This window comes from Intrasporangium sp. (assembly GCF_040414665.1).
Classification (GTDB): Bacteria; Actinomycetota; Actinomycetes; order Actinomycetales; family Dermatophilaceae; genus Intrasporangium.
This window is the reverse complement of the sequence record NZ_JBEDUL010000002.1, coordinates 51393-64838: the sequence shown is the minus strand read 5'-3', so window position 1 is coordinate 64838 and position 13446 is coordinate 51393. Positions and strand designations below refer to the sequence as shown.

13 protein-coding genes are annotated in these 13446 nt (G+C 67.9%); 11 read left to right on the top strand and 2 right to left on the bottom strand.

All coding sequences use genetic code 11. The features are described 5' to 3' along the window. A partial coding sequence (locus ABF401_RS00435; protein WP_353507548.1) for an FAD-binding protein occupies window positions 1–703 on the bottom strand: 703 nt, incomplete at its 3' end. A 217-nt stretch (window positions 704–920) separates the two neighbouring features. Here ABF401_RS00435 and ABF401_RS00430 point away from each other — a divergent pair. From ABF401_RS00430 to ABF401_RS00410, 5 genes are all read left to right on the top strand, one after another. Continuing rightward, window positions 921–1532 carry an ATP-dependent Clp protease proteolytic subunit gene (locus ABF401_RS00430; RefSeq protein ID WP_353507545.1) on the top strand — a complete coding sequence of 204 codons (612 nt, stop codon included), beginning with the start codon at window positions 921–923 and terminating at the stop codon, window positions 1530–1532. Beyond that, on the top strand, window positions 1529–2143 hold the full coding sequence (locus ABF401_RS00425; protein ID WP_353507544.1) for a ClpP family protease: 615 nt from the start codon (window positions 1529–1531) through the stop codon (window positions 2141–2143). The genes ABF401_RS00430 and ABF401_RS00425 overlap by 4 nt, the downstream gene beginning before the upstream one ends. A 67-nt stretch (window positions 2144–2210) precedes the next feature. After that, a complete protein-coding gene (locus ABF401_RS00420; protein WP_502908173.1) occupies window positions 2211–2672 on the top strand; it encodes a helix-turn-helix domain-containing protein in 462 nt (153 codons plus the stop codon). A gap of 181 nt (window positions 2673–2853) precedes the next feature. After that, window positions 2854–3885: an ATP-binding cassette domain-containing protein gene (locus ABF401_RS00415; RefSeq protein WP_353507543.1), complete on the top strand. Its 1032-nt coding sequence runs from the start codon at window positions 2854–2856 to the stop codon at window positions 3883–3885. Further along, window positions 3885–4742, top strand: a complete 858-nt coding sequence (locus tag ABF401_RS00410; protein ID WP_353507542.1) for an ABC transporter permease — start codon at window positions 3885–3887, stop codon at window positions 4740–4742. Before ABF401_RS00415 ends, ABF401_RS00410 begins: the two co-directional genes overlap by 1 nt. Window positions 4743–4845: 103 nt before the next feature. Here ABF401_RS00410 and ABF401_RS00405 read toward each other — a convergent pair whose 3' ends face one another. Then, window positions 4846–5643 (bottom strand): deoxyribonuclease IV, encoded by a 798-nt coding sequence (locus ABF401_RS00405; protein ID WP_353507541.1) that lies wholly within the window; start codon window positions 5641–5643, stop codon window positions 4846–4848. Window positions 5644–5896: 253 nt separating this feature from the next. Here ABF401_RS00405 and ABF401_RS00400 point away from each other — a divergent pair, with 253 nt between their 5' ends. The 6 genes from ABF401_RS00400 to ABF401_RS00375 all read left to right on the top strand — a co-directional run bounded on the left by ABF401_RS00400 (window position 5897) and on the right by ABF401_RS00375 (window position 13300). After that, window positions 5897–7507, top strand: coding sequence for a peptide ABC transporter substrate-binding protein (locus ABF401_RS00400; RefSeq protein WP_353507546.1), 1611 nt, complete (start codon window positions 5897–5899; stop codon window positions 7505–7507). A 121-nt stretch (window positions 7508–7628) separates the two neighbouring features. Then, window positions 7629–8615: an ABC transporter permease gene (locus ABF401_RS00395; RefSeq protein WP_353507540.1), complete on the top strand. Its 987-nt coding sequence runs from the start codon at window positions 7629–7631 to the stop codon at window positions 8613–8615. A gap of 13 nt (window positions 8616–8628) precedes the next feature. Beyond that, on the top strand, window positions 8629–9555 hold the full coding sequence (locus ABF401_RS00390; RefSeq protein WP_353507539.1) for an ABC transporter permease: 927 nt from the start codon (window positions 8629–8631) through the stop codon (window positions 9553–9555). 4 nt (window positions 9556–9559) lie between these two features. Then, window positions 9560–10606 carry an ABC transporter ATP-binding protein gene (locus tag ABF401_RS00385; protein ID WP_353507538.1) on the top strand — a complete coding sequence of 349 codons (1047 nt, stop codon included), beginning with the start codon at window positions 9560–9562 and terminating at the stop codon, window positions 10604–10606. Then, window positions 10603–11649 (top strand): ABC transporter ATP-binding protein, encoded by a 1047-nt coding sequence (locus tag ABF401_RS00380; RefSeq protein WP_353507537.1) that lies wholly within the window; start codon window positions 10603–10605, stop codon window positions 11647–11649. Before ABF401_RS00385 ends, ABF401_RS00380 begins: the two co-directional genes overlap by 4 nt. 115 nt (window positions 11650–11764) lie before the next feature. Next, window positions 11765–13300, top strand: a complete 1536-nt coding sequence (locus tag ABF401_RS00375) for an MFS transporter (RefSeq protein ID WP_353507535.1) — start codon at window positions 11765–11767, stop codon at window positions 13298–13300. The last annotated feature ends 146 nt before the right edge of the window (window positions 13301–13446 follow it).

Below are 13446 nucleotides of genomic sequence, written 5' to 3'. Positions count from 1 at the left end.
AGACGCGCCGGACCAGGTCGTGGTTGCCGCCGATGCCGCCGCTCGTGACGATGACGGCCTGCGCGGTGATCTCGAAGTCACCGACCTCGTCGCGGTTCGTCGCCTTCCCGCGCGGAGCGTCGTCGGGCGCCAGCACCCGGCCACGCACGCCGGTGACCGTGCCTGTCGTGGCGATCAGCTCGTCGACGCGGCGCCGTGAGGCGAGGGTCACCCGTCCTCTCGCGACGCCCTCGCGCACCCGCCGCAGGAAGGGCTCGACGAGGCCGGGACCGGTGCCCCACGTGATGTGGAAGCGCGGCACCGAGTTGCCGTGACCATCCGCGCGGCCGTCCCCTCGCTCGGCCCAGCCGACGACCGGAAAGAGGCGGTGTCCCTGCTGGTGGAGCCAGGACCGCTTCTCGCCCGCGGCGAAGTTGAGATAGGCCTCCGCCCACCGCCGCGGCCACAGGTCCTCCTCACGGTCGAAGGCCGCGCTGCCCATCCAGTCCTGCGTCGCGAGCTCGAGGCTGTCGCGGATGCCCATCCGTCGCTGCTCGGGGCTGTCGACCAGGAAGAGCCCGCCGAAACTCCAGAATGCCTGTCCCCCAAGGGATTGCTCACCCTCTTGGTCGACGAGCACGACCCGCTTCCCAGCGTCGGCGAGCTCCGCGGTGGCGACGAGGCCGGCCAGCCCGGCCCCCACGACGACGACGTCGGTTTCCATCCGTCCACCCTTTCCCGAGCCGATGCCGTATGCCGCTGGGCTCGCTTCCATGTGCCCGTCACGTTACCGACGGGTTGCCTCGGGTGGGAGGGCTGCAACGGCACGGGCGTCGCGAGCGAGCTCAGCGGCATACGGCAGGAAGGTTCTTCGCCTGTGGCGAATCCGCCTGCGGCAGATAGACATCGCACCGGCGCCGGCGGTGTCGGACGCTGGTTTCATGACGACAGAGACCAGAGCACCCGTGATGCTCGACGAGCAGCTCGCCATGCAGCTGCTCGCCGAGCGCATCATCGTCCTCGGGGCCGAGGTGGACGACCCGATCGCGAACCGGATCACCGCCCAGCTCCTCCTGCTGTCCGCCCGTGACGCGCGAGCCGACATCAGCCTCTACATCAACAGCCCGGGTGGCTCAGTCACCGCCGGCCTCGCCATCTATGACACGATGCGCGTCATCCCGAACGACGTCTCCACTCTGGCAGTGGGATTCGCGGCCTCCATGGGCCAGTTCCTCCTCGGGGCCGGGACGCCGGGCAAGCGGTTCGCCCTGCCGAACGCGCGGATCATGATGCACCAGCCCTCGGCCGGCATCCAGGGGACGGCCGCGGACGTCGAGGTGCAGGCCAACAACCTCAAGACGATGAAGCGCCGCGTCAACGAGCTCCAGTCACAGCACACCGGTCAGACGGTCGAGCAGATCACCGCCGACAGTGAGCGGGACCGGTGGTTCAGTGCCGAGGAGGCGAAGGCGTACGGGATCGTCGACCACGTCGTCGCGTCGCTCGACGACGTCAGGCCGGCTCCCGCCGTGCGAAGGGTGGGTCTGAGGTGAGCAGCTACACGATTCCCTATGTCATCGAGCGGACCCCCGCCGGCGAGCGGAGCTTCGACATCTACAGCCGGCTGCTCCAGGAACGGATCATCTTCGTGGGCACCGAGATCGACGACGGTGTCGCCAACGTGGTCATGGCGCAGCTGCTCCACCTCGCAGACGTCGCGCCGGAACGGGAGCTCTCGCTCTACGTCAACAGTCCGGGTGGGTCCTTCACGGCCCTCATGGCGATCTACGACACGATGCAGTTCGTGCCGGCGCCGGTGGCGACGTACTGCCTCGGTCAGGCGGCCTCCGCGGCGGCCGTGCTGCTCGCCGCGGGGGAGAAGGGCCGGCGCTTCGCCCTGCGGCATTCGCGGGTCCTGCTCCACCAGCCGTCGACGGGTGGCCAGGGCACGGTCTCCGACCTGGCCCTGCAGGCGGACGAGCTCCTCCGCGTGCGGTCCCAGGTCGAGGAGGTCCTGAGCCGGCACACCGGGAGGTCGATCGCGCAGCTGCGTGCCGACACGGACCGGGACAAGGTCCTCACCGCGGAGCAGGCTGTCGAGTTCGGGATCGTCGACCACGTCATCGAGCGGGCAGCCGAGGCACAGTCCAGCGTTTCGCCGTAGGCGAAAGTCACCTGCACCTCGGCGGCCGCCGTGCGACGCTGGACCGGACGACCGAACGGAGACCCCGATGAGCCCCTCGATGAACCCGGCAACGACGCGATCCACGCCCGAGTCGCGGCCGCGTCCGAGGGTGCGCAGGGTCCAACCGCTCCTCCGCGAGGTCTATGGCCGCCTGCTGCGTCGCATGCGGCAGCACCAGGGACGGACGCTGGCCGAGGTCGCGGCTGAAGCCGGCATCTCGATGGCCTACCTGTCCGAGATCGAGCGCGGGCTCAAGGAGCCGTCGTCCGAGATCCTCGCCGCCGTCTGCGGTGCCTTGGATGCGACCATCGTCGGGCTCGTCGGCGCGGCTCATGTGGAGCTGCGCGACCTGACGGACGCGGCGTCCACGGAGGCGCGAGTGCTCGACCTCGCCTCGCGCCGGGGCGCGCACGCGCGAGCCATCGATGGTGCCGGCGCTGTCTCCACGAGCGCCGTCTCCACGAGGGCTGTCCCCGCGGGCGGAGGCGCCGTGCTCCTCGCCGCCTAGAGGTCGTCTGACCGGGCGCCGGATGCGGGGGCGGTCCGGACCCGCCCACGTCCGAAAAAAATGTTGACGCTGTGCACACCTCGCCTAGGCTTGCTGGGAGGCGATCGAGCGCTGTCAGAGGTGGCTGTCAGGGTCTGCCCGTAGCGTCCAATGCCCATCCTCCACAGACAGGGAAGGACCCATGACCATCACCACGCGCGCCCGGCCGGCGCGAGAGCAGTTCACCGGGCCGGCGATCGAGGCAGAGCATCTCGTCAAGCGGTTCGGTGACTTCGTCGCCGTCGACGACGTCAGCTTCTCGGTGCCGCAGGGGACCGTCCTCGGACTGCTCGGGCCCAACGGAGCGGGCAAGACGACGACGGTCCGCATGATGACGACCCTGAGCCAACCGACGAGCGGGACCGCCCGGGTGGCCGGCCACGACGTCATCACGGACCCCGACGCGGTTCGACACTCAATGGGCCTGACGGGACAGGCGGCGACCGTCGACGAGTTCCTCACCGGTCGCGAGAACATCCTGCTCATGGGGTCGCTCTACGGCCTGTCCAGGAGCGCGATCCGCGCGTTGACCGACGAGCTGCTCGAGCGCTTCTCGCTCGGCAATGCAGGCGACAAGGTCGTCAAGGACTACTCCGGCGGCATGCGCCGGCGGCTCGACCTGGCGGTCTCGCTCATCGCCGCCCCGCACGTGCTCTTCCTCGATGAACCGACCACCGGGCTCGACCCGCGCAGCCGGGTGGAGCTCTGGGAGGTGCTTCGTGAGCTCGTCACAGACGGCACCACGCTGCTCCTCACGACCCAGTACCTCGAGGAGGCCGACCAGCTCGCCGACCGGATCGTCGTCATCGACCGCGGGCGGATCATCGCCGAAGGCACCCCGCTCGAGCTCAAGGACCGGTCCGGCAAGGCGGCACTGGTCGTCACGGTGTCGCGCGCCGAGCAGCTCGAGTCGGCCCGCGGCCTGCTGGCCTCGCACGTCCGGGAGGTCCACGTCGACGAGGGCGCCCGCCAGCTGACCGCCCCGGCCGACGGCCTCGCCGACGTCACCCGCATCGCGAGCGTCTTCGACGGCTCCGAGATCGTGCTCGACGACCTCGGCCTGAAGCGCCCCAGCCTCGACGACGTCTTCCTGCACCTCACGGGTCACCGTGCGGAGGACGCCGATTCCGATGAGACCACAGCGTCCGCGCAGGACACGAAGGAGCGGTCCTGATGACCGACACCACAGTCCGGGCCGCGCCCGAGACCGCAAGCGCAGCACCCCGTCCGTCCATCCAGCCACCCCGCCTCGCGAAGCAGGTCCGCGTGCATGTGTGGCGCAACCTCAAGCACATCCGGCGGATGCCGGAGATGCTCGCCGATGTCACGTTCCAGCCGATCATGTTCGTGGTGCTCTTCGCCTACGTCTTCGGCGGGTCCATCAACGCGGGGGTCAACTACCGGGAGTGGCTGCTGCCCGGGATCATGGTGCAGACGATGGCGTTCTCGTGCTTCATCGTTGCCATCGGCCTGACCAACGACCTCAACAAGGGCATCGTCGACCGCTTCCGCTCGCTCCCGATCTCTCGGGCGTCGGTCCTCATCGGGCGGAGCATCTACAGCCTCATCCACTCGAGCATCGGCGTCGTCGTCATGTCCGTGACGGGCCTGCTCATCGGTTGGCGCATCCACAACGGCTTCTGGGACGGCCTCCTGGGCTACGCGCTGCTGCTGCTGTTCGGCTTCGCGATGATGTGGATCGGGATCGTCGCCGGTTCGGCGCTGAAGTCGGTCGAGGCCGTGCAGGGCGTCATGTTCACGGCGATCTTCCCGCTGACCTTCCTCGCGGACACCTTCGCCCCGGCGGCCAACATGAACCCTGAGTGGCTTCGCACCATCGCCGAGTGGAACCCGATCAGCTCGGTCGTGCGGGCGATGCGCGAGCTGTGGGGCAACGCCCCACCGCTGGCACCCGACTCGGCGTTGCCGCTGCACCATCCGATCCTGTCGACGGTCCTCTGGTCGATCGGGCTGACCCTCGTCCTCGCCCCCCTCTCGATCCGGGCCTTCAACAAGCGCACCCGCGACTGAGCTGGGGCCGACCCGCTGCGGTCGGCCACACAACATCGGACTCGCATCCTGCTCCGGCATTCGGAGCAGGATGCGAGTCCTCTCGCGGCCCGGTCGTGAAGAGCTAGTCGACCTTCGAGCGCAGCCACGCGATGTCGGCGGACTGCCCTTCCGGGCCGCCAGGGGTCTCGCACACCACCGGTGCGGCAGCGGCGCGGATGACCTCGGCCAGCGCCTCGCCGTCGATGTGGCCGGAGCCGAGGTTCGTGTGCCGGTCGGCGCCGGAGTCGAAGGCGTCGCGGGAGTCGTTGGCGTGCACGAGGTCGATCCGACCGGTGATGGACCGCACCTGGTCGACGACGGTGCGCAGGTCGTTGCCGCCGGCATGGGCATGGCACGTGTCGAGACAGAACCCGACCGTGTCGCCGCCGCTCGCCGCGCCGATGGCGTCCCAGAGCCGTCCGATCGCCTCGAGCCGGCGGGCCATGGCATTGTCCCCGCCCGCCGTGTTCTCGATGAGGAGCGGGACGGGCAGGTCGAGGCCGTCGACGCACTTGCGCCAGTTGTCGAACCCGGTTGCAGCGTCCTCGTCCACGCCGAGATGTCCGCCGTGGACGATGACGCCCTTGGCGCCGATCTCTGCGGCCATGTGGAGGTGCTGCTGGAGCAGCTTGCGACCGGGGATCCGGATCCGGTTGTTGAGGCTCGCGACGTTGATCGGATAGGGGGCGTGCACGTAGAGGTCGATGCCGGCTGCTGCCGCATCAGCCTTGAGGGCGGCCGCGCCGCCGGCGTACCGCACGACCGGGCCTTTGTAGCTCTGCGGGTCGCCGAGGAAGAACTGGGAGAGCGTCGCACCGCGCGCCCGTGCCTCCGCGATGGGGTCCTCCTGGTCGACGTGGGCACCGATGTGAAGGGGCATGGGAACAGCCTAGGCGGGGCTCTGGGGATGCCCTGACCTGCACGGACAGGAGGTTTTGGGCCGGTATGGGCACGTCACGATTCGGACGCCCAGTTGACAACGCTTCCATAACAGGACGCCGCTGGATTGGGTTCCTCGCCCCTCCCGATGGAAGTGTGTCCCCAACCCCCCCAGATCCCCGGGGTTTCACAAGGAGGAGCCGATGAAGGTTCGCAGGTCCGTGAATATCGCGGTTGCAACCGCAATGACAATGATGGTGGTGGCAGCCTGCAGCAGCAGCGAGTCACCCAGTCCGGGCGCGACGACTGGCGCGCAGGCAGGCGGGCAGCCGGGTGGTGATCTTCGGATCTACGCCTCGGAGCCGGCGTTCCTGCTTCCGACCGCAGGTGACGACGAGCCTTCGATTCTCGTCATCCGCCAGCTGTACCGCGGCCTGGTCAAGTACAACAAGGACACCGGCAAGGAGGAGAACGACCTCGCCGAGTCGATCGAGTCCAGCGACCAGAAGAACTGGACCATCAAGCTCAAGACTGGTTACACCTTCGACAACGGTGAGCCGGTCAACTCTGACGCGTTCATCCGCGCGTGGAACTACGCCGCCTACTCGCCGAACGCCCAGAACAACGCCTACTTCATGAGCCGCATCGCGGGTATCGACGAGGTGTCGTCGGCCGACCCGGATGGCGACGGCCCGAAGACGGCGCCCGAGCCGAAGGCCAAGGAGCTCTCCGGCCTCAAGAAGGTCAGCGACACGGAGTTCACGGTCGAGCTCAAGACGCCCTTCGCCGCGTTCCCGGTGACGCTTGGCTACTCGGGCTTCTTCCCGGTCGCCGAGGCCTGCCTCAAGGACGCCAAGGCGTGCAACGAGAAGCCGATCGGCAACGGCCCCTACAAGATGGAGGGCTCGTGGGAGCACAACGTCGGGGTCAAGCTGACGCGTAGCGACACGTGGAAGGGCGACAAGAACGACGCCATGGCCGACACGCTGTCGTACAAGATCTACGCAGACGTGGACGCCGGCTACGCCGCCTACCAGGCCGGCGAGATCGACGTGATGTACACCATCCCGCCGGCTCGGTACAAGGAAGCCAAGGCTCAGTACGGCGACCTGATGTACGAGGCCCCGGGTGACTCGTTCACCTACGTCGGCATGCCGATGTACAACGACAACTTCAAGGACAAGCGCGTCCGCCAGGCCCTGTCGTTGGCCATCGACCGGCAGCCGATCATCGACGCCGTGTTCGACGGTCGCTTCACGGCCGCCACGGGCTTCGTCGCGCCGACCTTCGAGGGCTTCCGCCCCGACGTCTGCAAGTACTGCAAGGTCGACACCGCGAAGGCCAAGCAGCTGCTCACCGAGGCCGGCGGCTGGAAGGGTGGCAAGCTCACCCTCTGGGCGAACGCCGGTGCGGGTCACGAGCAGTGGCTCCAGGCCGTCGGTGACCAGATCAAGGCCGCTCTCGGCATCGACTACGAGATCAAGGTGAACCTCCAGTTCCCCGAGTACCTCGCGACTGCCGACGCCAAGAAGTTCACCGGTCCGTTCCGCCTCGGTTGGGGCCCGGACTACCCGGTCATCGAGACCTACCTCAAGCCGCTCTACGGCACGGATGCCTCGAGCAACAACTCGGGGTACTCGAACCCGGAGTTCGACAAGCTGCTGAGCGAGGGTGACTCGGCTGCTGACACGGCTGGCGCTATCACCAAGTACCAGGCCGCTGAGGACATCATCGGCGAGGACCTGCCGGTCATCCCGATGTGGTTCAGCAAGGTGGCGGCGCTGTACAGCTCCAACGTCGACACGTTCGTCTGGAACAAGATCTCGGACGCTGAGTACGGAAAGATCACGCTGAAGCAGCAGTGACCTTCCGCACCGGCTGAAACCAATCCAGACTTGGTGGCGGCGGCGACCCGGAGTAGGGTCGTCGCCGCCACCAGCACGTCGATAGGAGGCCCCGACCGTGGGGAGATATGTCATACGGCGGGTGCTCCAGTTCATCCCGACCGTGCTCGGCACGATGTTCCTGTTGCACTACATCACCTCGCTTGGCATCCAGCTGACCGGCAACCCGGTCCGTGCGCTGTTCGGCGACCGCACGCCTACGCCGGCGATGCTCCAGGCGCTCTCGGAGCGCCTCAACCTGAACGACCCCTGCCTCACCCAGCAGGGCAACCCGTGCTTCGGCCTGTTCGGCGATCGACTCGCCAACATCGCCCAGTGGGACTTCGGCATCAGCCTCGTGGGGCAGCGTGAGGTCACCGACATCATCGGCAGTGCCCTGCCCTACACCATCCGCCTGGCCCTCATCGCCTTCGTCTTCGAGGCGCTGGTCGGTGTCGTCGCCGGCGTCCTGGCGGGCCTTCGCAGTGGCGGGTTCGTCGACTACTTCGTCAAGATCTCGACGACGCTCGCCATCGCGGTGCCGATCTTCGTGCTCGGCATCGTCATCCGGGAGTTCGTCGGCGTGAAGTTCGGCAACACGCTGCGCGCCGATCCGAGCATCCCGGACGCCATTTCCCAGGGCCTGTTCGCGGCTGGCTACAAGCCCGACTATCCCTGGCTGAGCCTCGTCATTCCCGGTCTCGTGCTGGGGTCCACCAGCCTCGCGGTCACCGCCCGGCTGACCCGGACGAGCATGGTGGAGAACATCCGGGCGGACTACGTGCGCACCGCCAGGGCGAAGGGCCTGCTGCCCCGCCGGATCACCGGCGTGCACACGCTGCGCAACTCGCTCATCCCGGTCGTCACCTCCCTCGGCGTCGACCTCGGCGTCCTCATGGGCGGCGCCGTCGTCACCGAGTCGATCTTCAACGTCCCCGGCATCGGTCGCGTCGCGGCCCAGAGCGCCAGGACGGGCGACGCCAGCGTGGTCATCGGCATCGTCACCCTCGCGGCCCTGATCTTCCTGGTCGCGAACCTCTTGGTCGACATCCTCTATGCGGTTCTCGACCCACGCATCCGATACGAGTGAGCGGGAGCAGACAATGAGTGATCTCGTACCCACCGCCGCCGTCGAAGAGACGACGGCCCGTCCGCCCACAACGGAAGGGCCGGGCGCCTCCGGCGAATCGGCGAGCTTGTGGAGCGACGCCCGCAGGCAGCTGATCCGCAACCCGACGTTCGTGCTCTCGGCGCTGTACATCCTCGTGGTGGGCTCCATGGCGCTCTTCCCGACGCTGTGGACCGACCAGGACCCCCGCAACTGCGTCATCTCCCAGAGCCGACAGCCGCCGCAGGCGGGACACCCCTTCGGGTTCAACATCCTCGGCTGCGACTACTACTCGCACGCCATCTACGGCGCCCAGCCGTCATTGACCATCGCGATCGGCGCCACCGTGGGTATCGTCCTCATCGGCGGCAGCCTGGGCCTCCTCGCCGGCTTCTACGGCGGTTGGGCCGACACCATCATCTCGAGGATCGTCGACATCTTCCTGTCGCTTCCGTTCCTGCTCGGAGCGCTCGTCTTCCTCACCGTGGTCAAGCAGCAGAACATCCTGACCATCACGATGGTGCTCGTCATCCTGGGTTGGACGACGATCGCCCGCGTCATGCGAGGAGCCGTGCTGTCCGCGAAGAACCTCGACTACGTCCTCGCGGCGCGGTCCCTCGGTGCGGGAAACGGGCGCATCATGATGCGGCACATCCTGCCGAACGCGATCGCGCCCGTGACGGTGCTCGCCACGATCGCCCTCGGCAGCTTCGTCGCCGCCGAGGCGACGCTGACCTTCCTCGGAGTCGGCCTGCAGCCACCCGAGGAGTCGTGGGGGATCATGATCACGGCGCACCAGGTCTACTTCCTGGAGGCCCCCTGGCTGCTGATCTTCCCCATGGTTCTGCTCATCGGCACCGTGCTGAGCTTCATCCTCATGGGTGACGCGCTGCGCGATGCCCTCGACCCGAAGATGCGGTGACTCGATGACCACCGATACTCCCGTCAAGTCCGAGTCGACTGCGCGGTTCCTCACCAAGCTGGACATGAGCGCCCCCCCGCTGGAGGTGCGCGACCTCCACGTGGAGTTCCGCACGACCTCGGGACGGGCTCATGCCGTCAACGGCATGAACTTCGTGCTGCACCAAGGGCAGACCCGGGCGATCCTCGGCGAGTCCGGCTCCGGCAAGAGCGTCACGGCGCAGGCCATCATGGGCATCCTCGACAGCCCGCCGGCGGAGATCACCAAGGGTGAGATCCTCTACCGCGGCGTGGACCTGCTCAAGCTCTCCGACGAGGACCGTCGACGAGTCCGGGCCAACCACATCGCGATGATCTTCCAGGATGCCCTCTCCGCGCTGAACCCGGTCTTCACCGTCGGGTTCCAGCTCGCCGAGCTGTTCCGGAAGCACCGCGGTATGTCCCGTCAGGCGTCGAAGGCCCGGGCCATCGAGCTGCTTGACCTCGTGCGCATCCCCGCTGCCAAGGACCGCATCAACGACTTCCCGCACCAGTTCTCGGGCGGCATGCGTCAGCGCGTCATGATCGCGATGGCTCTCGCCCTCGAGCCCGAGATCCTCATCGCCGACGAGCCGACCACGGCTCTCGACGTGACGGTCCAGGCGCAGGTCATGGGCCTGCTGGCCGAGCTCCAGAGCGAGCGGAACATGAGCCTGATCCTCATCACCCACGACATGGGGGTGGTGGCGGACGTCGCGGACGAGATCTCGGTCATGTACGCCGGACGGGTCGTCGAGGACGCGCCGGTCGGCGACATCTACGCGCGGCCGGCCCACCCCTACACCAAGGCGTTGCTCGAGTCGATCCCCCGCGTGGACATGAAGGGGCAGGAGCTCGCCGTCATCAAGGGACTCCCGCCGGTCCTGACGAACATCCCGCCGGGCTGTGCGTTCCACCCGCGGTGCCGGTTCGCCCAGGACAACTGCAAGGTTCCGCCGGAGCCCCCGCACTATGACGTCGACGTGGACCGGGTCGCCGCGTGCCACTACTGGAGGGAGGTCATCGAGTCATGACCGAGGCTTCTGTGACCGAGACGCCGAGCAAGTTCGGTGACGTGGTCCTCGCGACTGAGGACCTCCGCAAGCACTACCCGTTGACGCAGGGCATCGTCTTCAAGAAGCAGATCGGAGCGGTGCGCGCCGTCGACGGCGTGAACCTCCAGCTGCGTCGCGGCGAGACCCTCGGTGTCGTCGGCGAGTCAGGCTGCGGCAAGTCGACGCTGGCCCGCCTCCTCGTCGGCCTCGAGCAGCCCACCGAGGGCAAGATCCTGCTCAAGGACCGCGACCTGTCCACGGTCTCACCCCGAGACATGCGCAAGGTCCGCCGCAACATCCAGATGGTCATGCAGGACCCGTACACGTCACTCAACCCCCGCATGACGGTGGGCGACATCATCGGCGAGCCCTTCGACATCCACCCCGAGGTGGTGCCGAAGAAGGGCCGCACGGCGCGGGTTCGCGAGCTGATCGACCTGGTCGGCCTCAACGCCGACCACATCAACCGCTACCCGCACCAGTTCTCCGGTGGTCAGCGCCAGCGCATCGGCATCGCCCGCTCGCTCGCGCTCAACCCGGAGATCATCATCTGCGACGAGCCGGTCAGCGCCCTCGACGTGTCGATCCAGGCCCAGGTCGTCAACCTGCTGGAGAAGCTCCAGGACGAGCTGGGGCTTGCCTACATCTTCATCGCCCACGACCTGTCTGTCGTGCGTCACATCGCCGATCGCGTGGCGGTGATGTACCTCGGCAAGATCGTCGAGACGGGCGTCGAGGACGAGATCTACGAGCACACGACGCACCCGTACAGCCAGGCGCTCCTGTCTGCGGTCCCCGTGCCCGACCCGACCCTTCGGGAGCGTCGCGACCACATCATCCTCGAGGGTGACGTGCCGTCGCCGGCCAACCCGCCGTCCGGGTGTCGCTTCCGCACCCGGTGCTGGAAGGCTCAGGAGATCTGCGCCACGGAGGAGCCGGCCCTCGTGACGAGGCCCGGCTCGAACCACCCGAGCGCGTGCCACTTCGCAGAGATGAGGGACGTCGTCGGCGCGACGACCTGACCTCGGGCGCACAGCTCGCGGATGCGATCTCGGTGGTCGTGTCGAAATGTGACTTCCCCAGCCGACGGACAGGTGAAAGGCAACCAACGCCCGTCACCTGACCGGAGGAAGTCCCATGAGCACGACCACCGAGCTCGCCCCGGCTCCGAGCGACAAGCCGCTCGAGACCGGCCGGACGACCCGCCAATGGGTCGCGCTGTCCGTCCTCGCCCTGACGGCTCTGCTGCTCAGCCTGGACGTCAGCGTGCTCTACCTTGCCCTGCCGGCGCTCTCCGCCGATCTCGGCGCCAGCACCACGCAGCAGCTGTGGATGCTCGACATCTACTCGTTCGTTCTCGCGGGATTCCTCGTGACGATGGGCGCTGTCGGTGACCGGGTCGGACGCAAGCGCCTCCTGCTCATCGGTGCGGTCGCCTTCGGCATCGCCAGCGTCTGCGCCGCCTATGCCTCGTCACCGGGACAGCTCGTCTTCTGGCGAGCCGTTCTCGGTGTGGCCGGGGCCACGCTGATGCCTTCGACCATGGGGCTGATCCGCACCATCTTCACCGACGAGAAGTCGATGATGACCGCCATCGGCATCTGGTTCAGCTGCTTCATGGGCGGCATGGCGGTCGGCCCGCTCGTCGGTGGGCTGCTGCTCCAGCACTTCTGGTGGGGCTCGGCGTTCCTGCTCGGCGTGCCCTTCATGGTCCTGCTCGTCGTCGTCGGCCACCGCGTCCTGCCGGAGTCCGAGCGACAGCCGGGCGCGAGTGTTGACCTGGCCAGCGCAGGGCTCTCCCTGGCGACGATCCTGCCGATCATCCACGGCTTCAAGGAGGTTGCGCGTGGTGGCAGCGCAACCACAGCCGCTCTCGCGGTCGCCGCGGGAGTCGCCATGGGTGTTCTCTTCGTCCGGCGGCAGCGTCGGATCGAGAACCCGCTCGTCGACCTCGCGCTCTTCCGTCGCCGGGCCTTTTCGACCGCGCTCGCGGTCATGCTCGTCGGTGGCGTCGTGATGGCGGGCGTCTCCTTCCTCGGCACCCAGTGGCTCCAGCTCGTCGCGGGACTCGACCCGCTCGGCGCCGGTCTGTGGATGCTCCCGGCCAACGTCGCACTCCTCCTCGGCTCGTCGTCGTCCGCGACGATCGCCCGCAGGCTCGGCACCGGCCGCACCATGGCCGCGGGGCTCGGGATCTGCGCCACCGGACTCGTCGCATACACCCAGATCGCGCCGACCGCCGGACTCGGGCTGCTCGTCCTCGGCATGTCGCTCGCATCCTTCGGGATCATGCTCCCGTCGACCCTGACGATGTCCGTCATGATGCAGGCCGCACCGCCCGAGCGCGCCGGCTCCGTGGCGTCGATGTCCGAGACCTCCGGTGAGTTCGGGATCGCCGTGGGAGTGGCGGGGCTGGGTTCGCTCGCCACCTTCGTCTACCGGGACCAGCTTCAGCCGTATGCCGCTGAGCACGCCTCCAGCGCGACCACCGTTGCGCTCGACTCCCTCGCCGGCGCGCTCCAGGCAGCCTCCACCCTTCCGGGCGCCGCCGGCCGTGAGCTGCTTGCCGCCGCACAGGGTGCATTCACGACGAGCCTCAACGTCGTGGCCGGCTTCGGGGCCGCGCTCTTCATCGTGGTCGCGATCGCCGCCCTCCGGGTCCTGCGCGACTGACCGCCCATCCCGGGGGACTCAGCGCCGATCCCCAATCCCCATCGCTAATCGAGTGAACAGGAATCGGGCCGAATGTCGTTCACTCGATCGGGCGGGGGGCCTCGTCCACGTGATGGGATGCTGCGCATAAGCGCGACTTATGCAAT

What these genes read in the sequence shown, in the direction of transcription:
- ABF401_RS00390 (WP_353507539.1), top strand. Translation starts at nt 8,629, where the DNA reads ATGAGTGATCTCGTACCCACCGCCGCCGTCGAAGAGACGACGGCCCGT.
- ABF401_RS00385 (WP_353507538.1), top strand. Translation starts at nt 9,560, where the DNA reads ATGACCACCGATACTCCCGTCAAGTCCGAGTCGACTGCGCGGTTCCTC.
- ABF401_RS00380 (WP_353507537.1), top strand. Translation starts at nt 10,603, where the DNA reads ATGACCGAGGCTTCTGTGACCGAGACGCCGAGCAAGTTCGGTGACGTG.
- ABF401_RS00410 (WP_353507542.1), top strand. Translation starts at nt 3,885, where the DNA reads ATGACCGACACCACAGTCCGGGCCGCGCCCGAGACCGCAAGCGCAGCA.
- ABF401_RS00430 (WP_353507545.1), top strand. Translation starts at nt 921, where the DNA reads ATGACGACAGAGACCAGAGCACCCGTGATGCTCGACGAGCAGCTCGCC.
- ABF401_RS00420 (WP_502908173.1), top strand. Translation starts at nt 2,211, where the DNA reads ATGAGCCCCTCGATGAACCCGGCAACGACGCGATCCACGCCCGAGTCG.
- ABF401_RS00415 (WP_353507543.1), top strand. Translation starts at nt 2,854, where the DNA reads ATGACCATCACCACGCGCGCCCGGCCGGCGCGAGAGCAGTTCACCGGG.
- ABF401_RS00375 (WP_353507535.1), top strand. Translation starts at nt 11,765, where the DNA reads ATGAGCACGACCACCGAGCTCGCCCCGGCTCCGAGCGACAAGCCGCTC.
- ABF401_RS00400 (WP_353507546.1), top strand. Translation starts at nt 5,897, where the DNA reads ATGGTGGTGGCAGCCTGCAGCAGCAGCGAGTCACCCAGTCCGGGCGCG.
- ABF401_RS00405 (WP_353507541.1), bottom strand. Translation starts at nt 5,643, where the DNA reads ATGCCCCTTCACATCGGTGCCCACGTCGACCAGGAGGACCCCATCGCG.